Genomic DNA, 26,574 nt, shown 5'->3' with positions numbered 1-26,574 from the left:
GTGAGCGCAAAAGCGAACATTCAACACGCCACGACTAAAGTCACAGGTGCTATTATTAGTCTTTTTTATTTTCGTCTATTCAGCCAATTATGCTAAATTATTCGTTATCTAAAGCTTTGATGCTTAAGCTGATCTTACGATCATCTTTCTTGAAGTCTACAACTTTAGCTGTAACTTCCTGACCTACTTTTAATACATCAGATGGTTTCTCGATATGTTCTTTAGCGATCTGAGAAACATGAAGTAAAGCATCTACACCTGGCTCTAATTCAACGAATGCACCGAAGTCTGTCATACGAGCAACTTTACCAGTTACTTCGTTACCTACTGCGTATTTTTCGTCAGCGTGAAGCCATGGATTTGTCTCAGGGAACTTTAAGGATAATGCAATCTTCTCACCCTGAATATCTTTAATAAGAACGTTTAATTTCTCACCTACTGTGAAAACTTTCTTAGGATTTTCAACACGTCCCCAGCTCATTTCGGAGATGTGAAGAAGTCCGTCTGCTCCACCTAAATCGATGAATGCACCAAAATCTGTTACGTTCTTTACAGTTCCTTCTACAGTCATACCAGCTTCGATTCTTTCAAACAGTGCTTCCTGTTTTGCTTTCTTCTCTGCTACTAAAAGCTGTTTACGGTCACCGATGATTCTTCTCTTGCGAGGGTTGAACTCAGTGATAACGAACTCGATTTCCTGTCCGTCATATTTCTTTAAGTTCTTCTCATAAGTATCGGATACAAGGCTTGCAGGGATGAATACTCTTGTATCTTCCACTACAACACTTAAACCACCGTCAAGAACCTTAGCTACAGGAGCTTTTAATACTTCATGGTTGTTAAATGCCTCTTCTAATCTCTTGTTACCTTTTTCTGCTTTAAGTCTCTTATATGTTAAGAGAACCTGTCCTTCGCCATCATTCACATTCAGAACTTTAGCTTCCATCTCGTCACCAACTTTAGCGACTGTTGTTAAATCTAAATTCTGGTCGTTGGAATATTCGTTTCTTGAAATGATACCGTCGGCTTTATATCCAATATTTAAGATGATCTCATCCTCTTTTACATCGATAATAGTACCCTGAACTACCTCTCCATTTCTAATTGTCTTAAAACTTTCTTCCAGCATCTGGTCAAAACTCATTTCTGCCATGCTTTCATGAACCTCCTTGATAATATTATTTGGGGTTGAAGCCCCTGCAGTAATACCGAGCATCCCGATATTAGAAAAATCCTCCATATTCAAATCATTTTTTGTTTGTATATAAAAAGTATTACTACATTCTTTTTTACTTATCTCAAAAAGCTTTTGAGTATTCGAACTGTGTCTGCCACCGATCACTATCATCGCATCAGACTTCTTCGCCAGTTCTCTGGTCTCCGTCTGCCGCTCCTCAGTTGCATTACAAATCGTGTTAAAAACATTTATATCATAACCCTTTTCTGAGATAATTTCAACTAAATCTTGAAACTTATTGTAGTTAAATGTCGTCTGTGACACGATGGATATCTTCGCATCGGCATCTAACTCAACTCCTTCTGCCTGCTCTCGATTCTCAATTACAATCGGATGCGTCTGGCACCAACCCATGATCCCTTCTACTTCGGGATGATGGTTATTGCCTATAATAATGATTACTCTGCCATCCCCACTCTCCCGCTCAACGATCTTATGAATCTTTCTCACGAAAGGGCAGGTCGCATCCACTAAATCAAGACCCGCATTAAGGATCTCCTCATAAATTGCTTTTGACACGCCATGAGAACGAATAATAATCGTTCCTTCTGAAAGAGACTTAAACTCCTTGCTGTCATTAATAACATGAACTCCCTGTCTCTCCAGATCTGCGACAACTTCATCATTGTGAATGATCGGCCCAAATGTATAAACGTTCTTCTTAGAAGACTCTTTATACACCGTATCTACAGCTCGCTTTACTCCAAAACAAAAGCCAGCAGATTTTGCTATGTCAATCTTCATCATTTACTCCGGCAATATTATTTTATTTTTTTAAATTCGGAGATAATCGTATCAATCACCTGTGGAATGGACATATCTGAGGAATCTACCAGTATGGCATCTTCTGCCTTACATAGTGGAGCAATCTCCCTCTCCATATCCTGCTTGTCTCTTGCCATGATATCACTCTTAATCTGCGCAATATCACACTCTGTTCCTTTCTCCTGTAATTCATCATAACGTCTCTTCGCTCTTACATCAGCGGAAGCCGTCAGATAAATCTTAAGAGAAGCATCCGGCAGGACATTCGTTCCAATGTCTCTTCCATCCATGAGGATATCTGAAGTCTTCGCCATATTGCGCTGTAAATCTAACAGTGCAGCTCTTACTTCCGGTACAGCAGAGGTAACTGATGCCATCTTCCCGACCTCTTCTTTACGAATAAATCCGGTAACATTCTCACCATTTAAAATAACCTGCTGTTTTCCTTCCTCATCATATTCTAAAGTTACATGAATGTTCGGACATTCCGCTGCAACGAGCTTCCTGTCATGTCCATCAATACCTTTACGCAAAAAATATAAAGCGATTGCCCGGTACATGGCTCCGGTATCTACATATATAAATCCTATATCCTCTGCGATTGCCTTTGCAATCGTACTCTTTCCAGCTCCTGCCGGACCATCAATTGCTATACTGTACATGGACACTTCCTCCCATTTCTTTGAAACCTGACTGCTCACATAGTGATTTCACTTTTACCTACACTTGATTAGTGTAACATATCTTCGCGAAAAAAAAAACATTTTTTTATATTTTTTTTGAAATTCACGTAGTTTTTACGCATTTTTTCCTGCTGCATAGCCTGTTGTCCATGCAATCTGCAGATTATATCCACCTGTAACGGCATCTAAATCCATAATCTCTCCGGCAAAAAAGAGATGTTTTACCTTCTTTGATTCCATCGTTGCCGGATTAATTTCTTTTACATTCACACCGCCTCTTGTGACGATCGCTTCATTAAATCCTCTTACACCGCTGATATGCATCTCAAAATTCTTCATAAGTTCAATCATGCGTCTTCTTTCTTTTTTGCTGATATCCCTTATCTTTTTATCCTCTGGAATCTGTGCCGTATCAAGAAAGACTGGAATCATCTTTTTAGGGAGCAGACGTTCCATTACATTTGAAATATTTTTATTACGATACGTATCAAATTCTCTTAAAAAACGTTTGTCTAACTGCTCCGGTGTAAGAGAAGCCTTTAAGTCAAGAAACAGTTTCAATTCTCCTGCTTCTAATTCCTTTTGATACTTGCCAAGGCAGGTGCTTGCAGTAAGAACAAGCGGACCACTCACTCCAAAATGTGTAAACAAAAATTCTCCAAATCCTTCATAGATTGTTTTCTTCTTTGTTTTTATGCGAACCATAACATTCTTTAATGTAAGTCCCATCAACTCTTTGCACCAGTTCTCCTTCATTTCAAACGGAACAAGGGATGGCTCGATGGATTTAATTTTATGTCCTGCCTGTTTTGCAAGGATATATCCTGCCCCATCAGAACCAGTAGATGCATAAGAAAATCCTCCACAGGCAAGAATCACTGAATCTCCTTCCATCTTTCTGCCATCAGACAAAAGTACACCTACACACTGATCTTTCTCTTCATTAAAAAGCAGTTCTTTTACCTCTGTATGATAATAAATCTTTACTCTGCCTTTCTCACACTCTCTTTTTAATGCCTGTATTACATCAGAAGATCGATCTGACTGCGGAAAGACTCTCTGTCCTCGTTCTGTTTTTACAGGAAGACCGATTTTCTCCAGATATTCTATCATATCCTCATTATTAAATTGTGAAAATGTACTATATAAAAAACGAGGATTTGTTACTACATGCGTAAGAAATTCCTCCGCCGGACAAGCATTTGTAATATTACATCTGCCTTTTCCTGTAATGAAAAGCTTCTTGCCAAGCTTCTCATTTTTTTCAAGAATACATACCTTCTTTCCTGCTTTAGACGCAGAAATGGCAGCCATCATACCGGCTGCCCCTCCACCTACAATAATTACTTTGTTCATTATAGTAAACTCCTGTTATAAACATCATATTCGTTCCAGAGTTCCTCAAGAGCCATCAGGCGCTTCTCAACATCTTCTTTACGAAGCAGTGCGATTGCTGTAACCATCGCATTCACAACGCTTAACGGACATACAAGAGAATCAACGATTGTCATCACATCACTCTTTGCGATTAGTTTACAGTCCGCATACTCTATAATAGGAGACTGCATATTATCGGTAAGTGCGATTGTCTTTGCTCCATGATTCTTTGCATACTGAAGAGCGCAGATCGTTCTTTTGGAATATCTTGGAAAAGTAATGCCCATCATAACATCATTCTCACTGATATCATAAATCTGCTCTAATGTCTCAGAGGTACTGTTAGCATCCACAATAATTACATTGTCAAATAACATCTTAAAGTAATATCCCATCAACCCTGCAAGATATGCAGCACTGCGCGCGCCTAAAATATATAATCTTCTTGCATCGTTAATAAGCATTACCGACCTGTTAAATTCCTTTTCATCCACCCCACTCTGAATCGTATCTCTAAGTCGTTCCGCATCTGTATAAAGAATGCTCTTTAAGACACCTTTTTCCTGATATCTCTTAGAGGAAAGAGACATCCTCTGAATAGAGTTTGAGTTCGTCTTTACGATAACCTGAATTGCCTTCTGTAACTCCGGATATCCTTCATAATCAAGCTGATAAGCAAAACGAACTACTGTTGATTCACTGACTCCCGCTTCCTTTCCAAGCTTGGATGCAGTAAGATATGCCGCAATATCATAATTCTCTGTAATATACTGAGCCAGCCTTCTCTGTCCTTTACTAAACTCAGAAGACTTCTGCTCAATCCTCTGTAATAAATTTAAATGTTCCACTCTATTACTCCACCTATTCTGTAAAATTAAGTATATTTCATAATACTCCATTTTTCTGTTTTTGTAAAGCAAAATGAAGGATTTAAACAAAAAAATTGCAAACAGGAATCGTTTTTTCTGTTTTTGTAATTTAGCAAAAAGTTTTCCAAAAAGAAAAACTGTGTTTCCGAAAAACTTCGGTTGCACAGTTTTCATTTCTTAATGATTCATTACTGATTACTTTCCAGGATAAGTGATAACAGCTTCTACATCATAGCCTTTTAAAGCATCTCGTCCATGCAGTCCCTGCAGTTCCATAACAAAAAGAACCTTTACAACAACACCGCCAAGCTGTTCGATCAAATCAATCGCTGCTTTTGCCGTTCCGCCTGTTGCCAGCAGATCATCGACAAATACAACTCTCTGACCCGGACGGATATCTTCTTTATGAATCTCTATTTCTGCTGTTCCATATTCCAAAGCATACTCCCTGCTTACTGTCTCTCTTGGCAGCTTGCCCTTTTTACGTACAGGTACAAACCCTTTACTCTTATTATATGCAAGAGGCATACCAAATAAGAATCCACGAGATTCCGCTCCGACAACAACATCAAATTCTGTTCCCTCAAGGCAGTGCATCAATTCATGTACACTAAGTTTCAATCCTTCTGGATCACGTAAGATTGATGTAATATCCCTAAAAATAATTCCTGGTTTTGGGAAATCCGGAATATTGATGACATAATCTTCAAGTTTCTTCACTTTGTCCACCCTTTCTGCCCGAAAACAGGCATAAAACTACTACTTTTTTCTTATGTTAATTATAGCAGATTTTTCACACAAAAAACAACAAAATCTGCATATTTCTATTATCTTTCTATAAAACTTATGACAACAAGATCATTTGCGTCCTGATACAATTTATATTTGTCATTTGCCTTCGTAATTTCATTTTTATTTTAGATGTCAGGATCAACATTTTACTTTAAATCACAAAAATATTCGATGGCATATGCCACCCCTTCCTCATCATTTGTCTTTGTGACAAAGTCTGCAACTTCTTTTAAAGACTCTTCTCCATTCTCCATGGCAACACCGACACCCGCCATCTTTACCATTTCAAAATCATTGTTTCCGTCTCCACATGCCATAATACTTTCTACCGGAATATCAAGAATCTTCCCAAGATGTAACATCGCATCTCCCTTATTGCATGTTGCCCCGTTAATCTCAAGATTATTTCCAAGAGAGCAGGTCACTGCCAGATCTTTTATCTCTCTAAGATCCTTAAACGCTCTTTGTCTGTCTTCTTCTCTGGCAAAAAACATATTAATTTTTTCGACCGGAGCCTTATTCTCTTTCATCCACACTCTCAGATCATCAATTCGGTTACGTGTTGTTCTTACTAGGTTTTCAATATGCTTTTCAATTCCATAATTGCCTACATTATCATAAAAACGCGCTTCACACCATCCTGTTCCCAAAGCATATACATCATAAAATGTATGATAAGTTTCCAGCACATCAAATAGCTCTAAAGCTCTTTTCCATGGAATACAATTTTGATAAAGTACTTTATCTTCTTTCAAATCCAAAACACTTGCACCATTTGATAAAATGACATATCGCATTCCTTCAATCTGTGTTAAATACTCTGGAATACCTGTTTTCACTCTGCCTGTCGCCGGAAGGACCTGAACACCTTCGGCTAAGCATTTTTCTAGAACTTCCTTTGTATGTGGGGTTAATACCTTTTCTGAAGTAAGCGTAGTTCCATCTAAATCTAATCCTATCAATCTGACATTTTTATTCTTCTGTTCCATACATCTTTACTCCTTTACTGGTGTTTAAAACGATAATTCTGAATAACAATCTGAATACTTTTCTGACCTCTCCACTCATTAATCTGTGGATAATAGGTTACATCCATCCATATATGATGTGGCAATCCTCTTTGAACTCTTTGTGCTTCTTCTTTTCCGCAAAAACAAGAAAGTTCTTCTAAAAAACCATCCGATTCTCCAAAATACATTGCTTCTATGTTCGTTTGACTTCCGTCAGAAAGAAACAACTTCAAACACCGACCAGTTGTTCCAAGAACACGTATCCCCTTTATGTACAAATCTTTTTGTGCAAACAATGGTTTTGTATTTTCATTCCCAAACGGTTCGAGCAATTCAAATTCTTTAATCAGGCTTTCTGACAGATACGAAATCGGTAATGCTACATCAATATGTACCTTTTCTACAAAATCCTCTTCTGTAAGCGTAGTATTCGTATTTAATTTCTCCCGGAATTCCTCTAACCTGTCTTCCTGCATAGAAAGACCGGCCGCCATCGGATGACCACCAAATTTATCAAAACATTCTTTGATTTTATTCATTTCCTGATACATATGATATGCTTCAATTGATCTTCCGGAGCCTTTTAACCCCTCTTTTGTTCTTGTAATGACAAAAACCGGTTTGTGATAATATTCCTTCATTCTGCCAGCAATAATTCCTGCGATACTTTCATGACAATCCGGCAGATATACAACTAACACTTTATCTTTTGCATGGCCTGTACTTTCCAGATATGCTTTTGCTGCTTTCACTCCATCTGCGGTCATCTCTTTTCTTTCTGCATTTAAAGCAGTAAGTGCCTCTGCTTTCTGTCTGCAGATTTCCTTGTCCTTGCAAAGAAGAAGCTCTAATGCCTCCTTTGCCGAAGTAAGTCGTCCGGAGGCATTAATACATGGTCCAAGGATAAATCCAAAATGATAGGAAGATAACTTCTTATCTTCAAGATGATTCGCCTCTATCAAAGCCTGCAGACCCACAATCTCTGTCTGCCTGATTCGGCGCAGCCCTTCCTTTACAAGAATCCGATTTTCATCAAATAGAGGCATCACATCACAAACCGTTGCCATTGCTGCGATTTCAAGAAATGCCTCGCTTTCTTTTTGATCAATCTGAAACAGATCATAAAGCACCTGAATAAACTTATAGACAACCACTGCTCCACATATACTTTTAAATGGATAGGAACAATCTTTCTGTTTGGGATTAATCACAGCAGCAGCTGGCGGAAGTAGATAGGTTATTTCATCATTTTCTTTTTGAAACGGAATATCATGATGATCCGTTACAACAATCGTCAAACCTAAAGAATTACCATAAGCAATCTGAGCCGATGCAGCAATTCCATTATCACAGGTAATAATCGTATCAATCCCATCCTCTGCCGCCTGCTCTATCAGATGCTCATTAATACCATAACCGTCTTCTACACGATCTGGAATCTTATAATCCACATCTGCACCACAGCGTTTCAATCCCTGGTATAAAATATAGTTTGAAGAAACACCATCGACATCATAATCTGAAATAATACGAATCTTTTTCCCTGCTTCTATCTTTTCTTTTATGATTTCCGCCCCTTTATCTGCATCTTTTAAAAGATGAGGATCATAAAGATCCGACAGGGAACCATACAAATAACGCTGCATTTCTTCTATTGTTGTTAAGTCCCTATTCCGCATCAGACGCGCCGTCACTGGACTGATATGAAATACTTCTCCAATCTTATTAAAATCTGCTCTTTTTGAAGCGACAAACCACTTTTCCATTTATTCCTCTTCGCCCTCTGTATCTGCTAATGCTGCCTTAATCATAATTGCGCACTCTACTCGTTTACGTTCCATATCACAGCTCAGATCATAAGAATCATCGATTGTTCCATGGAAATTATAAGAATTTGCAGGACATCCGCCACTACAGTAGAATCTTGCAAAACACTCTTTACATTTCTTCTTGGTGTATACGTTACAGGAACGGAATTCATCACAAATATCTGTACGTTTAATTCCATCAAAAACATTACCAAGAAGGAACTTATCTTCCCCTACAAACTGATGACATGGGTATAAGTCTCCCCAAGGTGTTACTGCTAAATACTCTGTTCCACTTCCACAGCCGGAAAGTCTCTTTGCCACACATGGTCCGCCTGTAAGATCAATCATAAAATGAAAGAAATTAAATCCTCTTCCCTCTTTTTCTCTCTGAATCATTTCTTTTGCAAGTCTGTCATACTCATCAAAAATCTGCGGAAGATCCTTTTCCTGAATTGCATATGGCTCTTCTGGCTGTCCAACAACCGGCTCCATGGAAATCTGTTCAAATCCCAAATCCGCAAGATGAAGAACATCCTTAGAAAAATCAAGATTTCTATTTGTAAATGTTCCTCTTACATAATATTTCTGCTGATGTCTCGATTCTGCAAAGCGAATAAACTTTGGCATGATCAGATCATAGCTTGGCTTGCCATTTCTTGTAGGACGCATATAGTCATGGACTTCTTTTCGTCCATCTACACTTAAAACGACATTATCCATCTCTTTATTAGCAAATTCCATCATTTCATCATTTAAAAGAACACCATTTGTTGTGAAAGTAAAACGGAAATGTTTATCATAATCTTTTTCAAGAGAACGTCCGTACTCTACAACTTCTTTTACAACATCAAAATTCATCGTTGGCTCGCCGCCAAAGAAATCCACCTCAAGATTGTGACGATTACCAGAATTTTTCACAAGGAAATCAAGAGCAGCTTTTCCTACTTTAGCGCTCATAAGCTCACGATGTCCCTTATATTCTCCCTCTTCTGCAAAACAATAGCGGCAGGCAAGGTTACAATCATGAGCGATATGCAGACAAAGAGCCTTTACTACAGTCTTTCTACTCTTAACTTCGTTAATGTACTCTTCATAAATATCTTCTGTAAATAATAAACCTTCTTCTTTTAAAGAAGTCACTTCTTTATATGCCTCTTCAATCTCTTCCTTATTATAAGTATCAGACAATTCCTTTTTAATTTCCTCTAAATTCTTTTCTTCATATAAAGCAATTACATCATATGTCACATCATCAACTACATGGATCGCACCACTGCACACATCCATAACAATATTATATCCATTATTTTTATACTGGTGAATCACGTTAATTATCCCTTTCTACTCTCTTACTTCTCTTCTATATGTGATATCCTCCCACCTGTAATGGTAGGAGAATTCTTACGATATTTATCAAATTATCATAAAGTGATCTTAGGAAAATACTTTTCCATACAAGATTTCATACAAAATTTTTATATAAAATTTATATTATAAAATTTCTATACAAGAGATAAGGTGAACTGACCGCAAAGACAGTTCACCCTACTTCAAGCATATGTCAGGAAGCAATCTTCCTGTTGTGCTTTTTAATTATTTATTACTCTCGCAAGTCTGGTTACCTACTGTACAAGATGTCTTGCAGGCAGACTGGCAGGATGTCTGGCATTCACCGCATCCACCTTTACACATGGTAGTACCGTATGTCTTGTTTCCGGTCAGTGTCTTTACACGTTTCATTAATAACGCCTCCTCACTTCATAATCTAGTATGCAAAGCATCTAAGATGACACTTTGTAGGTTATTATAACACAAACCCTCCCGTAAGAAAAGACCTTTTTAAAGAGACCTCTACTTAACTCAACATTCCTCCAAGCATCCCTCCGGCTGCACAATATAAAAGTGTCGTAAAAAATGCTGTTTTATCTGCCATAAAAGGCTGCCCCATTCCCACACGTATCACTGAAAAAAACAAACAATATAAAGCACCAACCCCCAGTCCCCATAAATACCTTTTCTTCGTATTTTTCTTTCCGCAAAAAAATCCACCGACAAAGCAGGCAATAACGCTCATTACAATCAGGCCAATCTTTTCTACAGAAGCAGATAAGCTTCCCTTTAACATAGCAAATGCAAATACAGCCAGAAAGAGCATTGTTAGCAAAACAGCAATTATAACAGACACTAACACTCTTCCTATCCTATCCATCCATTTTTTATAAGAAATCCCGTCCATGTATCTCCGTACCTGAATATTTTTATACAGTGTATGAATTCTATTTTTATTTAGAACAAATCATAATAACAAATACTGTGTCTTCGCACATTCTCTTACTCTACGTAGGAGCGATTTTCTATAAAACAAAAAGAGCTGAAGACTTATCATCTTCAGCTCTTATGCAGTTGACGGGACTTGAACCCGTACCCAGTCAGCCCGGACTAGATCCTTAGTCTAGCGCGTATGCCAATTCCGCCACAACTGCTTATCAGTGAATCTCTTGCTCACCAACGAAAATTAGTATACCATAACATTACTTCTAATGCAAGTATTTTTTTATTAAATTTCATATCATATTTTTATGATAAAAACAAAGAGCTGAAAACTTTATGTCTTCAGCTCTCATGCAGTTGACGGGACTTGAACCCGTACCCAGTCAGCCCGGACTAGATCCTTAGTCTAGCGCGTATGCCAATTCCGCCACAACTGCTTATCAGTAATTATCTCTCACTGACAAAAATTATTATAACACAGTTTTTTTAAATTGCAAGCACTTTTTTAAATTTTTTTAATTTTTTCAAAATTTTTAACTATAAGTAAAATAAACTTACCCTTTTCATCTTCTATTTCTGGCAAATTCAAGTCGAGCCGCTGTCACTCACCACCTGAAAGAAGTGGGAGTCTTCTCGACTGAGATAAAAATCCCCTGTAGCAGATATGATATTCATACAATTAAAATGTACTTAAACTTTTAACTGTATCTAATTTCCCATCTGCTACAGAAGACTTTTTATTTTTCATTTTCTGATGAGTCTGCTTCCGTTGTATAGTCGTTTAAATACTGAATGTCTGTCGTAAGATAAAGTCCTTTATCTGTAATATAAGCAGATTCTCCGTTCTTTCGTGTAACCTTGCCTTTTACCTGTACTTTATCACCAACATAAACAGACTTTACTACATTATCCGCCTGAAAATCCGCCCATTTACGAAGTCTTACTCCAGTGGAACTAATATATGTAATAGCTACATATCCTTCCAGTTTCTCATAAGAAGCAAGTTCTTCCATGTACTTTTCGCTGGCATACAAATACATTCCATTTTTCAGATGATAATATGTTTTATCTTTATATGTTCCCTTTTTGCTTGCCCAAAGAATCTGCCCACTTTTTAAATAAGTAGAACTATTTTCTTTCTTTCCCGGTAATTCTGATATATATAACCCTTTTGCAGGCAAATTCTTTATCATAATATAGCCGGCCTTAAATGACTTATCTGTTTCCAGATATTCTTTATGTGCATCATAATCATTCTTTCGTTCTTCTTTTTGAACATTCGCACCTTTATACTCTCTTCCGCTCAAAAAATATCGAAACCCAAAAATAAATAGAAGCACTGCTGCTACCAATACCAACGAAAATGACATCGAAAGAATCGTCTTCTTTACTGATAGCAATTCCTGATCATTTTCTTTTTTTACCATAAACCATTAATTATCCCACTTTGTCAGATTATATTTTTTAATAAGCGTTGTCAGCTCTGATACATATCCCGACCATGTACAATATCCGCCTTTTTGAAGAATTGTAAGCTGAGAAGAATAACTCTTTGTGTCTGTAAGTCCATTATATCGTCTTCTCGCACCATTCATAGCGTTAGAAAGATATGCGGAATGATCAGCGATAGACTGTGCTACAGAAGGATATTTACGGAACTTCGCAGTAATAGTCACTTTCTTTCCGTTATACTCTTCTCTTGTCTTCACTTCTACATAACTTCTTCCATCCCACACTGATCCTGACCAGCTATTACCGGAAAGAGAAGTTTTCATACCGAACATATTGTTGGAATTCTGTGTAAGCCCTGACTTACCCCAGCCACTCTCATTAATTGCCTGCGCCAAAGTAACAGAGGCAAGCACACCTGTTTTTCTGTAATCTTCTCTTGCAATCGGTCCTACTGCATTAATAAATTCCTGTGTACTCATATTCTTAAAAGCTGTTGCCTGAAGACCTGTATTCACCGCCGGTTCATTCACAATCGGTGTTGAGGCCGGTGCATTTGTTGTCGTTGTATTTCCTGTCACATAGATTGCCTTTTTAGATTTGTTATATATATAATGAAATCCCAGCTCCTCAAAAGCAACTCTTGCTGGAAGCATTATAAGACTAGTTCCCCCTATCTTTGCTTTAACAGGAGCAGTACGAATATTCTCTTTTTTTCCATTTACTTTTATGTACTTTTTATTTAGATAAAACCTTACTTGATTTCCATTCGCAGAAAGCGTTATTGTCTTTCCTTTATTCGCTTTTGATATAGATACTTTTGGTCCTCTTTTTACCATTGTATAATGATATGGAATCATAATATTTCCGTTAATCATCAAAGATGGTCTTGTTACACTATTCACTCTCTTACTATTATAATATACTTTATAATTTGCACCTCTGTAGCGAACAGTACGATTACCTGTTTTATAAGTAACTGCTGCTGCTGCACTTAACGAGCTGAATGCCAGAACAAACACCATTAAAAAAATTGCAGCCTTTTTAATAACCTTTACATTTTTCATAACTATCTCCTCCCTTTTAGAAATAAAAATTAATGTTATTTAATAAATGGACAACTTTTTTGTAAATAAAAAAGCCAGCAGATAATATCTGCTGGCCTTAACCTTCATTATGCTAATTTGCTCTTTGCTAATTCTGCAAGAGCTGCGAAACCTGCCGGATCAGCGATTGCCATCTCGGAAAGCATCTTTCTGTTAACTTCTACACCTGCTAACTTTAAGCCGTACATGAACTTGCTGTAAGAAAGTCCGTTCATTCTTGCTGCAGCGTTGATACGTGCGATCCATAACTGTCTGAACTGTCTCTTTCTCTGCTTTCTTCCTGCGTAAGCGCTTGTTAAAGCTCTCATTACGGACTGTTTAGCTACTCTATACTGTTTAGATCTTGCTCCTCTGTAACCTTTTGCAAGCTTCAGTGTTCTGTTATGTCTTTTCTTTGCGCCAATTGCGCCTTTTACTCTAGCCATTAATTACTTCCTCCTATATACGATTAAAGATATGGTAAAATCTTCTTCATGTTCTTTACGTTAGTTGCATCTGTCATTGCAGCTTTTCTTAAATTTCTTTTTCTCTTCTGAGATTTCTTTGTTAAGATATGGCTCTTGTAAGCTTTATTTCTTTTTAACTTTCCACTACCTGTCTTTTTAAAACGTTTTGCAGCTGCTCTGCTTGTTTTCATTTTTGGCATAATATTAGTCCTCCTAATTTCTAATCTTAATTAACGTTTTTCAGTTAAAAACATTATCATACTTCTTCCTTCAAATTTAGGCTGTTTATCAACAACAGCTATATCTGAAAGCTGCTGTGCAAAATCCTCAAGAATTCCCTTACTGGAATTCACATGAGCAAGTTCTCTTCCTCTGAAACGAAGAGTTACCTTTACTTTATCGCCTTTAGAAAGGAACTTTCTTGCCTGATTGATCTTGGTATTCAGGTCATTCTTATCGATATTCGGTGAAAGTCTTACTTCCTTCACATCAATCGTCTTCTGCTTTTTCTTAGCTTCCTTCTCTTTACGGGCAAGCTCATATCTATATTTTCCATAATCAATAATCTTGCACACAGGCGGCTTTGCATTCGGAGCAATCTTTACAAGGTCAAGTTCTGCCTCTCTTGCAAGCTTCATAGCTTCCTTTGAAGACATAATTCCAAGCTGCTCTCCATCACTGCTGATAACTCTAACCTCTCTGTCACGTACCTGTTCATTAATCATTAATTCGTTAATAGTAGTACACCTCCATAAAAAATAAACATTAGTCCGGCAATTCAAGTACACCTTGTGCCCAAACACCCATGAAAAACATAGAAAAAATGGACAGTCACAAGACCATCCACAAAATATCTCATAATCCCTGTCAAAACAGTTCATTATATATACGATATTAACCCGAGTCACCATACGTGCTAAGGTGAGAGTGGATACTCTGCTTTTCTGTTACTCAATAACCTTAATTACTATAGCATTACCCAGACAACATGTCAAGTCTTTTTTGTCACTTTTTTAAATTCTATTCATCTATCAAGACATTTATGTCTTTTACAAATCCAGAACCAGCTCTTTTTCTTCTTTCTGGTACTGCCTGTAAGTAATTCCTACCATATCAAACATTCTTTTCGCTGCAATCGTAGAATCTGTATCCGCATACTTATCAGAATAGTAGATTACTTCTGTAATTCCCGCCTGGATAATCGCCTTAGTACACTCATTACATGGAAATAAAGTAGTATAAATACGCGCTCCTCTTAAAGAACCGCCACTATAATTAAGTATAGAATTCAGTTCCGCATGGCACACATATAAATACTTTGTATCAAGCGGAGTTCCCTTCCGTTCCCATGGCATTCTGTCATCACTGCATCCTGTCGGCATTCCATTATACCCCATAGAGAGAATCTTATTATGCGGATCAACAATGCAGGAGCCAACCTGCGTATTATTATCCTTACTTCTCTGCGCAGAAAGAAGGGCTACACCCATAAAATAGGCATCCCACGATAAGTAGTCTTGTCTTTTCATCGCTTACTCTCCTGTCCTCGATATTTTCTTTAATCATAACACAAAAATATTTATAAAACAATCCTGATTTGTAGATTTCAGGTAGACGAAAAAAGAAATCATCCCCTATCCCATCTGCTCTGTAGTCGCTGTATTTAAGATGCTCATCCGCATCTTAAATACGCTCCCAAGCCGCATCTGGGATAGGGGATGATTTCTTTTTTCTGAGTACTGTAAATCTACAGTTGGTGAGAATGGGGATGTCCAGAAATCTACGATTTTTATTCAGATAAAAACTCCAGAAGAGAACTTTTTTGTCGTGGGATGTCATGTAGAAGTGAAGTTATCACGCATCTGATACAACTAATTTCCAAATATATACAGCGATTTGAATGTCAATCCTTTTGAATTTAATTTCTCGGAAAGTCATAACCTTCTGGAACATCCCCACTCTTGCAAACTATGGATTTAGAGTAGACAGAAAAAAGAAAAACTGCCATATCCCAGATGCGGCTTCGGAGCGTGATTAAGATGCGGTTTAGCATCTTAATCACAGCGACTACAGAGCAGATGGGATATGGCAGTTTTTCTTTTTTCGTCTATACGAAATCTACAGTTCAGAATTAGTCGCCTAATGCGAACTTGTCATGTACTGCATTTAATGCTCTTTCTGTATATTTCTCGTCAATGAGAACTGTAACACGAATCTCAGAAGTGCTGATCATCTTAATGTTAACGCCTGCATCATATAACGCTTCAAACATAGAAGCTGCAACACCTGGATGTGTCATCATGCCGGCACCTACGATAGAAATCTTTGCAACGTCTTTTTCTTCGTCAATCTTGTTATACTCGCTCTTTGGAAAGCTCTTCTGGATGATCGCTACTGCCTCATCCGCTTCATCTTCTGCTACAGTAAAGGAAATATCCTTTGTTCCGTTACGTCCTACAGACTGTAAGATAATATCAACGTTAATGTTATATTTTGCAAGGGCATTAAAGAGATGGAATGCGATTCCCGGTTCATCCTTTAATCCAATTACTGCAATTCTTGTGGCATTCTTATCGGCTGCAACACCGCTTACAAGCATCTTTTCCATGTTTACTTCCTCCCTGACGATTGTTCCTTCGTTATTATTTAAACTTGATCTAACTACTAACTGTACTCCATATTTCTTTGCCATCTCTACGGAACGATTGTGAAGTACACCCGCTCCAAGAGAAGCCAAATCAAGCATCTCATCATAAGTAATCTCATCAAGCTTTCTTGCCTTCTTCACGTAACGTGGGTCTGCTGTATAAACACCATCTACATCTGTGTAAATCTCGCAGGCATCTGCATTAAGAGCCGCTGCCAGTGCTACTGCTGTTGTATCAGAACCACCTCTTCCAAGTGTTGTTACGTTATCAAACTTATCAATTCCCTGGAATCCGGTAACAAGAACGATCTTTCTCTGTTCTAATTCATTACGGATACGATCTGTATCAATTCTCTTTAACTGTGCATTACCATAACGGTGTGTTGTATGCATCGCTACCTGAAATGCATTCAATGAAATCGCCGGCACACCTAATGAACCCATTGCCATTGCCATGAGGGATACAGAAACCTGTTCTCCTGTTGTAACAAGCATATCCAGCTCTCTTTTTGATGGTGTCGGATTGATATCTTTTGCCATATTGATCAGTTCATCTGTTGATTTACCCATAGCGGATAAAACAACAACAACATCATTACCCTTTTGATAATCTTCGATACATCTCTTGGCAACATTTAAAATTCTTTCTTTGTTTCCTACAGATGTTCCTCCGAATTTTTTAACGATTAACATTCTGTTCCTCCCTAAGTCTTTCAATATTCTCATCTATTATTTTAATCTAAAGTCAGTGTATTCCAGATGTAATACAGGAAAACCAACTATTAAAATTACTCTTTGATTATATGCAGACTATTCTACATATTTTTTTATAATCAGTCAAGACGGATACGGTTAATAATATTTCCTGCTTTTTCTGCTGCCGCATTAAAGGCGCTTTCTTTCATAAGCCCTGTGATAAATGCTTTTTCATCAATTCCATCCACTGAAATCATCTCCACTGTTCCGAATATATTCTGTATTGTTTCTTCTGCAGTGTCTGCTGGCATTCTTACAAAATATTTTCTCTCAAAGTTTCCAAGATCGCTTAATGTAAGTTTTTCCGGTTCCCAAAGAATTTTAATATTCTTTCCGATATGTTTCGCACAATCTATAACATCCGCTGCCACTGCACTGGCTGTAGGAAGCTTTCCAGCTCCTTTACCATAAAACATTGTCTCATCTACCATATTTCCACGTACAAAAATTGCGTTAAATACATCTTTTACTCCTGAAAGTGGATGTTCATTATCTAAAAGCATCGGACATACCATAGCATAAAACTTGTCATCTGTTTTCCAGCTGCTTCCAAGAAGTTTGATGCTCTTTTTCATTTTTGCAGCATAACAAAAATCTTCTGCAGTAATTTTTGTAATACCTTCTGTATAAATATCTTCAAAATCAACCTGCTGTCCAAATGCGAGAGAAGATAATATCGCAACCTTACGACAGGCATCATAACCTTCTACATCTGCTTCCGGATGAAGTTCTGCATATCCTTTTTCCTGTGCTTCCTTTAAAGCTTCTTCAAAGGAAAGTCCTTCTTCTCCCATTCTTGTAAGCATATAATTTGTCGTACCATTTAAAATACCACTGACTTCTTCAATCACATCTGCTGTGAGGCAGCGCAGTAACGGACGAACGATCGGGATACCGCCGCCAACGCTTGCTTCAAATAAAAAGTTTATGTTCTTTTCTCGAGCGATCGCAATGAGTTCTGCCCCATGTTTTGCAACCAGTTCTTTATTCGAAGTTGCAACACTTTTTCCATTAAGCAATGCTTTTTTTACAAAAGTATAAGCCGGCTCCACACCGCCCATACACTCTACAACAACCTGAATATCGCTATCTTTATCGATAATATCGTAATCATGGACAACTTTATCCGCATTCGGATTTCCTGGAAAATCTCTCAGATCCAAAATATATTTTACGGCAATGTCCTCTCCTACTCTCTTTGCAATGACTGCGGCATTGGTCTGCAGTACTTCTACTACACCTGAACCAATCGTGCCATATCCTAACACCGCTACATTTATCATCTTTGTCCTCCTTATTCTTCTGAAACAATCTTCAGATTATTAATTCCATCTGCATTTTCAATTCTATCAAAAAGTTCTGCCACATCATCTGTAATTGGTAAAATCATTACACTTAACGTTATAAGCGCAATATGATTTACCGGTATACTCTGATGTATCGACAAAATATTTGCCTTGCAATCTGCTACAACCTTTAATATGCTGGAAAGCAGACCCGGCCGGTCTTCCATTTCCATTACAAAGGTAATCGTTTTCCCCTGTATCTTTTCATGAATAGGAAAGATATCATCTTTATATTTGTAATAAGAACTCCGACTGATACCAACAGCATCTATCGCTTCCTTAATTGTCCTTGCTTTCCCCCTGTTTAGCAAAGCATTCGCTTCTGCCACTTTTAATAATATTTCGGGCAAAGCTTTCTTTTTTACCATATAAAATTTAGAACTGTTCTCCATATTCTTATCTCCTGCCTGTAACAGTCAGGATTCCCTTCTCGTATTTGTTCGTCTATGAAATACAAATGTTTTCACCTCAAAGATATTATCATACTATTTTCATCCTTGCAACTGCTTTTTTTTAAAATAATCTTAAAAAAACAACTTCTGTTACATTCTTTTTCAAAAATAATATCGTTTTTCGCATTATTTTCTTCATTTATTTACCGCAAAAAAGAACAGATATCCCGACTATTCCATCGATGACACCTGTTCTTTTATTACATTACTCTTTTTTGTTAAAAACAGATATTATAAACTACTCTACAACTACACCGCGAAACACATAAGCAATCAATTCACAAAATTCCCAATACTCTGGAAACTCCTCCATATTCTTTAACGAATCACATAACCCCCTGTAATACCAGGCCTGCTGTGCTTTGTCTTTCATATTAAAACGCTGCCACAGCTTATCACCAACCATTTGATAATCTCGTTTTAAGGAACGTGCATTTGAAAGCTTATCTGCCAAAGCAACCAACTTCACATCAGAAACTTTCTCTTCTTTTAATCTTCTTACTGTATTAGCCTTTCGCTCGTTCCAGGTCCCCCCCTTTTCCTCACTCTCGGCTCTTACAATCTCTGCCACCCTTTCTCCAAATTCCTGACAGAGTACAGAAAACGTTACTTCTTTACAATCTTCCAATGTGTCATGAAGAATTGCTGCTGCAATCACTTCCTTATCCTGTGTCATTCGTGAGACAATAACCCCCACCTCTAACGGATGCACAATATACGGAAGCTTTGTTCCTTTCCGAAATTGACCTTCATGCGCCTTCGTAGCAAATGTAATCGCTTTATCAATCATAGTTTATTTAATATTCTCCTTTTCAGCCGCTGCTTCTTTTAATACTTTTTCCTGAGCATCTGCCGGCATCTGCTCATATCTGCTAAATTCATAGGAGAATTCTCCACTTCCACCTGTCATGGAACGTAAATCTGTAGAATATCCAATCAGGCTTGCCAAAGGAATGTCTGCTACTAATTCCTGTCTTCCACCTTCTAATGGATTCATTCCAAGAATACGACCGCGGCGCTTATTCAAGTCACCCATAACATCACCGGTATTCTTATCAAGAACATCTACTTTAAGATTTACAATCGGTTCAAGAAGAACTGGTTTTGCATCCATCACACCATTCTTAAATGCTGTGATCGCTGCCATCTTGAATGCCATCTCAGATGAGTCAACCGGATGATAAGAACCATCTGTCAAGGTTGCTTTAATTCCAACAACCGGATATCCAGCTAAAGGTCCCTTCAGACAACTTTCTGCAATACCCTTCTCTACTGCCGGGAAGTAGTTCTTTGGAACAGCTCCACCGAAAATCTTCTCATCAAATACATATGGTGTTTCTAAATCGCCAGATGGTTCAAATTCCATAAGAACATCACCATACTGACCATGTCCACCCGACTGTTTCTTATACTTACCACGAACTTCTACTTTGCCTCGGATCGTCTCTTTAAATGCTACCTTTGGCTTTACAAGTTCGATTTCCACTTTATATCGGTCGGCAAGCTTACTCTTTACAATTTCAAGATGCTGATCTCCTAAACCATATAATAACATCTGACGGTTCGCTTTGTCATTAACTTCTTTTAACGTAAGATCTTCATCCATCAACTTCTTAAGAGCAGCAGAAACTTTATCTTCATCACCCTTTGTCTTTGTGACATAGCGGACAAATGTATATGGTTCCGGCATCTCAGCTTTCTCAAAGATGATAGGGTTAGCCTTCGGTGATAAAGTATCCCCCGTCTTTGTAACAGAAAGTTTTGCGATTGCTCCAATATCACCTGCATAAAGAGCATTCACTTCAATCTGTTCCTTACCTCTTAAAACATAGAGCTTACCGATACGCTCTTCTGCATCTCTGTTTGCATTATATACAGCACTATCTGCCTTTAAAATACCATCTGTAACCTTTACTAAAGAAAAACGGCCTACAAATGGATCTGCGATCGTCTTAAATACATAAGCACTTACCGGCTGACTTACATCATAAGCTGCGCTCACCGGTTCATCTGTCTTTACTTTAATTCCAACAAACTGATCTGTAACGGTACCTGGTGCGGAGAAATACTTCACCATATCATGAAGAAGAATATTAGCACCATAATCTGTATTGATTGCTCCACAGATAACAGGCATAAGGTCTCTCTTTGCAATAGAAGAAACAATCGCCGTCTTAATCTCATCTTCTGTAAATGGCTCTTCTGCAAAGAACTTCTCCATAAGTTCTTCGCTTGTCTCAGCAACACCTTCCATCAACTGCTGACGATATTCATCAAGCTCCTCATTCACGCCTTCTTCTACTTCTTTTTCGTAGTAAGTTCCATTCGGCTGTAAACGACACTCTAACATCTTCGCTGCATTGATAAATCCTTTAAATTCTGTTCCTTCCTTCATTGGCATATGGAACGGTACGATCTTGTTACCATAGCTTTCTCGAAGTTCATCAATAATCGCAGAAGCATCTACATGTTCATCTTCTACACATGTAATATATACGATAACCGGAATGCCTCTCTTCGCACAAAATTCAAAACTCTTTCTTGTTCCAACTTCTACTCCGGACTTACCATTAATAACGATGATCGCGCCATCTGCTACACTTAATGCTTCGTACACCTCACCTGAAAAATCAAAGAAACCTGGTGTGTCTAAAAGATTCACCTTAACTCCATCTACCTCCAGAGGAATAACTGAGGACTGAATAGAAAACTTTCTTTTAACCTCTTCTTTATCGTAATCACTTACTGTACCGCCTTCTGTTACTGTACGAACCCTCTTAATAATCCCCGTTGTAAAAGCCATAGATTCAATTAAAGAAGTCTTGCCACAGCCACCATGTCCAAGTAATACGACATTTCTAATACTTTCGGTTGCATATACGTTCATAATCAGTTCCTCCCATGTTGTTTAATCATATTTGCGAGATTTTCAGCTTTATTTTTGTAAAATTAATGAATAATTATTCTTATACCAAGAATCTCACATGACTATTTTACTAAAAAATTCTTCATTTTACAAGAGTATTTTTAGCATTTTGACACATTTTTTTGAATTCGTTTAAATTCATAGAAAATCTTATTACTATATCCCTCTCTCCAACACATATTATCCTTCTCTTCTAGAATAAAACATCGCAAAATCAACATATTTTCTGAATAGTCCAACCAACTTTCCCTTCTTTTTCCGATTTTGCTTTAACGCTGAAAAGTGTTGACACGTTTTCTTTTTCCATGTACAATAAATACCGTTGAGATTATCGTATTATTTACTATTCTACGGTATCAGATTACATATCTATACCATTTGATCACCATTTGATCACATAGTATATCATTCGCGATGCTCTAAAACTCACATCAACTTATATCGCTTGGAGGCTTCAATTATGAACGCAAATCATATGACAATCGGCTTTATCGGCCTTGGACTAATCGGCGGCTCTATCGCCAAAACAATACGAAGAATACATCCGGATAGCATTATTTATGGATTCGATACAAATACCGACTCTCTTAAAGCAGCTAAAGAAGATGGCACTTTAAATCAATACTTTGAAACACTTGATCCAACATTTTCTTCCTGTGACATTATCTTTCTCTGCGCACCGGTTTCAAATAATATTGAATATTTAAAAGAATTAAAAGATATTGTTTCGGAAAACTGTCTGCTTACCGATGTCGGAAGTGTGAAGGAACCAATTCAGACTGCCATCAAAGAACTTGATATGGAGACAAACTTTATTGGCGGTCATCCGATGGTTGGCTCTGAAAAATCTGGATATGCTTACGCCAATGATCACCTTCTTGAAAATGCATACTATTTTCTGACACCAAGTGAGCGTACACTATTTCAACTTACAACAAAGTTTTCTTCCTTTATTCAGGGATTAGGCGCATTAGCCGTTTCTTTAAAACCAGAAGAACACGATTTTATCACAGCCGCAATCAGCCATGTACCGCATATTGTTGCTGCAGAACTCGTACATCTTGTCCGACGTGCAGACCGGAACAACGGTATGTTAAAGCAGCTTGCTGCCGGAGGTTTTAAGGATATCACGCGAATTGCTTCTTCTTCTCCGGTTATGTGGGAACAGATCTGTGAAAATAACTCTTCCAATATAAGAACTTTACTTACTTCTATGATTCATGATCTTCAGGAAGTTATTGATCAGCTTGACAATAAGAATGGCGCATATGTCAATGAATACTTTAAAGAAGCCGGTGAATATCGAAATTCTGTACCCGACCATTCCATTGGCTTATTTGATAAAGTACATAAACTTTATGTACATATTCCAGACCAGCCAGGTACAATCGCTACAGTTGCTTCTCTGCTTGCTTTCAACAGCATCAGCTTAAAAAATATTGGTATCATATATAATCGAGAGTTTGAAGAAGGTGTTTTAGAAATCGTTCTTTACGATGAGGAATCCTGCCAAAAAGGGGCGCAGGTGTTAGAAGAGAGAAATTACATTGTACATATTCGCTGATCTGTATTACGCATTTTTATTACAAACATGTACATGACTATTTTTCAAGTCGAGTCGCTGTCACTCACCACCTGAAATAGGTGGGAGCCTTCTCGACTGAGATAAATTTACATAAAGTGAGGATTTATTTATGAAAAAAATAACAAGAATTACCGGCCTTAAAGGAACTCTTCGTGTTCCCGGAGATAAATCCATCAGCCACAGAGCCATTATGTTTGGCTCACTTGCAGAAGGAACAACTACCATCCATGGATTTTTAAAAGGAGCTGATTGTCTTTCTACTATTGACTGTTTTCGCAAAACGGGAATTTCTATTGAAGAAAAAGAAGACACGATTTATGTTCATGGAAAGGGGCTTCATGGTCTTCACAAACCGGAAGAAACTTTAGATGTCGGAAATAGCGGCACAACAACCCGTCTTATTTCCGGAATCCTTGCCGGTCAGAACTTTGATACTGTTTTAAGCGGCGATGCTTCTTTAAATTCCCGCCCTATGGGACGGATTATGAAACCTCTTTCTATGATGGGCGCTGATATTACAAGTATTCACGATACTGGCTGTGCACCACTTTCCATCAAAGGCCGTTCTCTAAACGCCATTCACTATGATTCACCTGTTGCTTCTGCTCAGGTAAAATCCTGTGTACTGCTTGCTGGACTGTATGCTAATGGAAAAACAAGCGTGACTGAGCCGGCACTTTCCAGAGATCACACAGAACGTATGCTTCGTTCTTTTGGAGCCAATATCGTATCAGATAAAAACACTTGCACCATTACTCCACCTGAAACTTTGCATGGACAGCATATCGAAGTTCCCGGCGATATTTCTTCTGCCGCTTTCTTTATTGTAGCCGCCCTGATTACGCCAAATTCTGAAATCACAATAAATAATGTCGGTATCAATGACACGCGTGCTGGAATTTTGAAAGTATGCCAGGATATGGGCGCTGATATCACATTATTAAATGCCAGAGAAGAGGGCGGGGAACCAGTTGCTGATCTTCTTGTAAAAACAAGCAGCCTTCGAGGAACAATTGTAGAAGGAGATATTATCCCTGCTCTTATCGACGAACTTCCTGTCATTGCCCTTATGGCATGTTTTGCAAAGGGGCAGACCATTATCAAAGATGCACACGAACTTCGTGTAAAAGAATCTGACCGTATCGCTATTATGACGGAAAACTTAGGTGCTATGGGTGCTGATATCATAGATACAGAAGATGGCTTTATTATCAATAGCCGCAGTAATAATACAATCCCTGTACTTTACGGCACAAACATTAATTGTTCTATGGATCACCGTATCGCAATGACGTTTGCCGTTGCAGGACTTAACGCAGACGGAGAAACTATCATCACTGATTCCGATTGTGTCGATGTGTCCTATCCGGGATTTTTCACACAATTAGAACAGCTTTTTTCACAAAATTAATCACAGAAAGATTTTGAGAATACGTTATAAAATATGGAGAAATTTATGAAAAAAATTAAACAACTATTATTTATCACTTTCACTCTTACTATCATTACAGGATTATTTTGTTTCTGTGGAAACACTGCTTATGCCAAAAATGCAAAAAAAGCTTCTCGAAAAAAAATAACTTACCAGCATAAGGTAATCGCTTATCAAGACTCTCCTGCAATTTATGATTTCATTCCAACAGGAAGTGCTGCCGGAAATCGCCGCGCTTTAAACTATTTGATAGAAGGAAATGAACCTAAAACTATAAATATCAATAATGATATTTCCATCGATACCTATTTACGCCCGGGCAATAACACAACAATCAATGCCGGAGACCATACGATCACATCCGGAAGCGGCGTAATTATAAACGACCCAACTGCAGCATCCTATGATAATTTTAAAAACCTTACCATTAACGGAGGTGTATGGAAAAATTCATCTTCCTCTGGATTAAAAGGAACAATGATGCGAATTTCCTATGCTTCTAATATTTCTATCAATGATGCTACCGTCTATTGCAATTACACCGGACATGGTATTGAATTGATCGCATGCAACGGTGTTTCCATTAATGGATGCAAATTAATCCCACAGGGCAAATGTCCAAAAAAATGTGTAGAAGAACAGCTCCAGATCGACCTTGCCACACCAAAAACAGCTCCTGGTCTTTACCGTTTAAGCCCAAAGCTCTGTAACGGTACCCCAAGCAAAAATATCAGCGTAACGAACTGTATTGTCAGCGGAGCCAGAGGAATCTGCGCAAGCTTCCCAGGCAGCGAAGCAAAATACAGAAAAGCTGGAAATTACCACTCTAATATTACAATAGAGAACTGCAATATTACTGGAAAGTCTGCAGAAGCACTCGCTCTTTTCAATACAAAAAGCGCCACAGTAAAAAATTGCCGCGTAACAACAAAAACACCTTTAAAACGTAATTCCTACTCCGTAGGACTCGCTGTTGCTTATCAGAAAGGTTCTTCTCCAAAAACAAGCATTAAAAATAAAGTTGTCATTGAAAACAATATCGTAAAAGGCGGCAGACAGGGAATCTTTGTATTCTCCCACACATCAAAGAAATTCGGCAACGTAATCGTTAAGAAAAATAAAGCCTATGCCAGAAGCGGTAAAAGAAATGCTATCCGCGTGATTTCTGCAAAGAAAAAGCAGGTTTCAAAAAACAAAACAAAAAAATGGTAACAACTCCTGATTTTTAGATTTCGTGTAGACGAAAAAAGAAAAACCAGCCTATCCCATCTGCTCTGTAGTCGCTGTATTTAAGATGCTCATCCGCATCTTAAATACGCTCCCAAGCCGCATCTGGGATAGGCTGATTTTTCTTTTTTCTGATTACTCTAAATCTACAGTTGATGAGAATGGGGATTCTCCAAAAGGTTATAACTTTCCGAGAAATCAAATTCAAAAGGATTGACATTCAAATTGTAAGAAATGTACAGTAAAGAAAAGAGAATTTTTATAAGCTTGATTTTACTCCGTCGTGCTAAACGCTCTATTTTCCCTCAAAACACAAGGGGATTCTCCAAAAATCTACACTTTCTATTCAAATGGAAACCTCCAGAAGAAATGCGTCAACCCTTTAGA

24 protein-coding genes and 2 tRNA genes are annotated in these 26,574 nt (G+C 37.9%); 3 read left to right on the top strand and 23 right to left on the bottom strand.

Annotated elements, in window-relative coordinates:
* Window positions 1–97 precede the first annotated feature (97 nt).
* The 23 genes from EHLA_RS05275 to EHLA_RS05165 all read right to left on the bottom strand — a co-directional run bounded on the left by EHLA_RS05275 (window position 98) and on the right by EHLA_RS05165 (window position 21,904).
* Window positions 98–1,981 (bottom strand): bifunctional 4-hydroxy-3-methylbut-2-enyl diphosphate reductase/30S ribosomal protein S1, encoded by a 1,884-nt coding sequence (locus EHLA_RS05275; protein WP_096239574.1) that lies wholly within the window; start codon window positions 1,979–1,981, stop codon window positions 98–100.
* A 17-nt stretch (window positions 1,982–1,998) separates the two neighbouring features.
* Window positions 1,999–2,664 (bottom strand): (d)CMP kinase, encoded by a 666-nt coding sequence (cmk, locus tag EHLA_RS05270; RefSeq protein ID WP_021908178.1) that lies wholly within the window; start codon window positions 2,662–2,664, stop codon window positions 1,999–2,001.
* A 135-nt stretch (window positions 2,665–2,799) separates the two neighbouring features.
* Window positions 2,800–4,041: an NAD(P)/FAD-dependent oxidoreductase gene (locus EHLA_RS05265; protein WP_096239573.1), complete on the bottom strand. Its 1,242-nt coding sequence runs from the start codon at window positions 4,039–4,041 to the stop codon at window positions 2,800–2,802.
* Window positions 4,041–4,910 carry a MurR/RpiR family transcriptional regulator gene (locus EHLA_RS05260; RefSeq protein ID WP_021908176.1) on the bottom strand — a complete coding sequence of 290 codons (870 nt, stop codon included), beginning with the start codon at window positions 4,908–4,910 and terminating at the stop codon, window positions 4,041–4,043. The genes EHLA_RS05265 and EHLA_RS05260 overlap by 1 nt, the downstream gene beginning before the upstream one ends.
* A 216-nt stretch (window positions 4,911–5,126) precedes the next feature.
* Window positions 5,127–5,651 (bottom strand): adenine phosphoribosyltransferase, encoded by a 525-nt coding sequence (locus EHLA_RS05255; RefSeq protein ID WP_021908175.1) that lies wholly within the window; start codon window positions 5,649–5,651, stop codon window positions 5,127–5,129.
* Window positions 5,652–5,869: 218 nt separating this feature from the next.
* A complete protein-coding gene (locus tag EHLA_RS05250) occupies window positions 5,870–6,712 on the bottom strand; it encodes a Cof-type HAD-IIB family hydrolase (protein WP_096239572.1) in 843 nt (280 codons plus the stop codon).
* Between the two features lie 14 nt (window positions 6,713–6,726).
* Window positions 6,727–8,499, bottom strand: a complete 1,773-nt coding sequence (gene recJ, locus EHLA_RS05245) for a single-stranded-DNA-specific exonuclease RecJ (RefSeq protein ID WP_096239571.1) — start codon at window positions 8,497–8,499, stop codon at window positions 6,727–6,729.
* Window positions 8,500–9,870 carry a thioether cross-link-forming SCIFF peptide maturase gene (gene scfB, locus EHLA_RS05240; protein ID WP_096239570.1) on the bottom strand — a complete coding sequence of 457 codons (1,371 nt, stop codon included), beginning with the start codon at window positions 9,868–9,870 and terminating at the stop codon, window positions 8,500–8,502.
* Between the two features lie 267 nt (window positions 9,871–10,137).
* Window positions 10,138–10,284, bottom strand: a complete 147-nt coding sequence (scfA, locus tag EHLA_RS05235; protein WP_005347340.1) for a six-cysteine ranthipeptide SCIFF — start codon at window positions 10,282–10,284, stop codon at window positions 10,138–10,140.
* 115 nt (window positions 10,285–10,399) lie between these two features.
* The gene (locus tag EHLA_RS05230) at window positions 10,400–10,729 is read right to left on the bottom strand and encodes a TIGR04086 family membrane protein (protein WP_157908551.1); all 330 of its coding nucleotides are present in this window, start codon (window positions 10,727–10,729) and stop codon (window positions 10,400–10,402) included.
* 213 nt (window positions 10,730–10,942) lie between these two features.
* A tRNA-Leu gene (locus EHLA_RS05225) sits at window positions 10,943–11,027 on the bottom strand.
* A gap of 140 nt (window positions 11,028–11,167) precedes the next feature.
* Window positions 11,168–11,252: transfer RNA gene (locus EHLA_RS05220), tRNA-Leu, on the bottom strand.
* A 300-nt stretch (window positions 11,253–11,552) separates the two neighbouring features.
* Window positions 11,553–12,242, bottom strand: coding sequence for a hypothetical protein (locus tag EHLA_RS05215; RefSeq protein ID WP_096239568.1), 690 nt, complete (start codon window positions 12,240–12,242; stop codon window positions 11,553–11,555).
* Window positions 12,243–12,248: 6 nt separating this feature from the next.
* Window positions 12,249–13,331 (bottom strand): glucosaminidase domain-containing protein, encoded by a 1,083-nt coding sequence (locus EHLA_RS05210; RefSeq protein WP_096239567.1) that lies wholly within the window; start codon window positions 13,329–13,331, stop codon window positions 12,249–12,251.
* A 107-nt stretch (window positions 13,332–13,438) separates the two neighbouring features.
* Window positions 13,439–13,795 carry a 50S ribosomal protein L20 gene (gene rplT, locus EHLA_RS05205; RefSeq protein WP_021908168.1) on the bottom strand — a complete coding sequence of 119 codons (357 nt, stop codon included), beginning with the start codon at window positions 13,793–13,795 and terminating at the stop codon, window positions 13,439–13,441.
* Between the two features lie 23 nt (window positions 13,796–13,818).
* A complete protein-coding gene (gene rpmI / locus EHLA_RS05200; protein WP_005350182.1) occupies window positions 13,819–14,016 on the bottom strand; it encodes a 50S ribosomal protein L35 in 198 nt (65 codons plus the stop codon).
* A 30-nt stretch (window positions 14,017–14,046) separates the two neighbouring features.
* Window positions 14,047–14,541 (bottom strand): translation initiation factor IF-3, encoded by a 495-nt coding sequence (gene infC / locus EHLA_RS05195; protein WP_021908167.1) that lies wholly within the window; start codon window positions 14,539–14,541, stop codon window positions 14,047–14,049.
* Between the two features lie 324 nt (window positions 14,542–14,865).
* On the bottom strand, window positions 14,866–15,345 hold the full coding sequence (locus tag EHLA_RS05190) for a deoxycytidylate deaminase (RefSeq protein ID WP_021908166.1): 480 nt from the start codon (window positions 15,343–15,345) through the stop codon (window positions 14,866–14,868).
* Window positions 15,346–15,947: 602 nt separating this feature from the next.
* Window positions 15,948–17,156 (bottom strand): aspartate kinase, encoded by a 1,209-nt coding sequence (locus tag EHLA_RS05185; RefSeq protein ID WP_021908165.1) that lies wholly within the window; start codon window positions 17,154–17,156, stop codon window positions 15,948–15,950.
* Window positions 17,157–17,296: 140 nt separating this feature from the next.
* Window positions 17,297–18,502: a homoserine dehydrogenase gene (locus tag EHLA_RS05180; RefSeq protein ID WP_096239566.1), complete on the bottom strand. Its 1,206-nt coding sequence runs from the start codon at window positions 18,500–18,502 to the stop codon at window positions 17,297–17,299.
* 11 nt (window positions 18,503–18,513) lie between these two features.
* Window positions 18,514–18,957: an ACT domain-containing protein gene (locus EHLA_RS05175; RefSeq protein ID WP_021908163.1), complete on the bottom strand. Its 444-nt coding sequence runs from the start codon at window positions 18,955–18,957 to the stop codon at window positions 18,514–18,516.
* A 298-nt stretch (window positions 18,958–19,255) separates the two neighbouring features.
* Window positions 19,256–19,807 (bottom strand): HD domain-containing protein, encoded by a 552-nt coding sequence (locus EHLA_RS05170; protein ID WP_096239565.1) that lies wholly within the window; start codon window positions 19,805–19,807, stop codon window positions 19,256–19,258.
* A gap of 3 nt (window positions 19,808–19,810) precedes the next feature.
* The gene (locus EHLA_RS05165) at window positions 19,811–21,904 is read right to left on the bottom strand and encodes an elongation factor G (RefSeq protein ID WP_096239564.1); all 2,094 of its coding nucleotides are present in this window, start codon (window positions 21,902–21,904) and stop codon (window positions 19,811–19,813) included.
* A gap of 499 nt (window positions 21,905–22,403) precedes the next feature.
* On the opposite strand from EHLA_RS05165, the gene EHLA_RS05160 reads away from it, so the two are divergent.
* The 3 genes from EHLA_RS05160 (at window position 22,404) to EHLA_RS05150 (ending at window position 26,172) form a co-directional block, all read left to right on the top strand.
* Complete coding sequence (locus EHLA_RS05160) at window positions 22,404–23,507, top strand: prephenate dehydrogenase (protein WP_096239563.1); 1,104 nt, start codon at window positions 22,404–22,406, stop codon at window positions 23,505–23,507.
* A gap of 130 nt (window positions 23,508–23,637) precedes the next feature.
* Window positions 23,638–24,939, top strand: a complete 1,302-nt coding sequence (aroA, locus tag EHLA_RS05155; RefSeq protein WP_096239562.1) for a 3-phosphoshikimate 1-carboxyvinyltransferase — start codon at window positions 23,638–23,640, stop codon at window positions 24,937–24,939.
* A gap of 45 nt (window positions 24,940–24,984) precedes the next feature.
* Entirely contained in the window at window positions 24,985–26,172 is a 1,188-nt protein-coding gene (locus tag EHLA_RS05150) for a right-handed parallel beta-helix repeat-containing protein (protein WP_157908550.1), read from the top strand.
* Window positions 26,173–26,574 lie beyond the last annotated feature (402 nt).

The sequence above is a fragment of the Anaerobutyricum hallii genome (assembly GCF_900209925.1).
Taxonomy (GTDB): Bacteria; Bacillota; Clostridia; order Lachnospirales; family Lachnospiraceae; genus Anaerobutyricum; species Anaerobutyricum soehngenii.
Note: the sequence above shows the minus strand (reverse complement) of the source record. Positions and strands in the feature narration are given on the sequence as shown.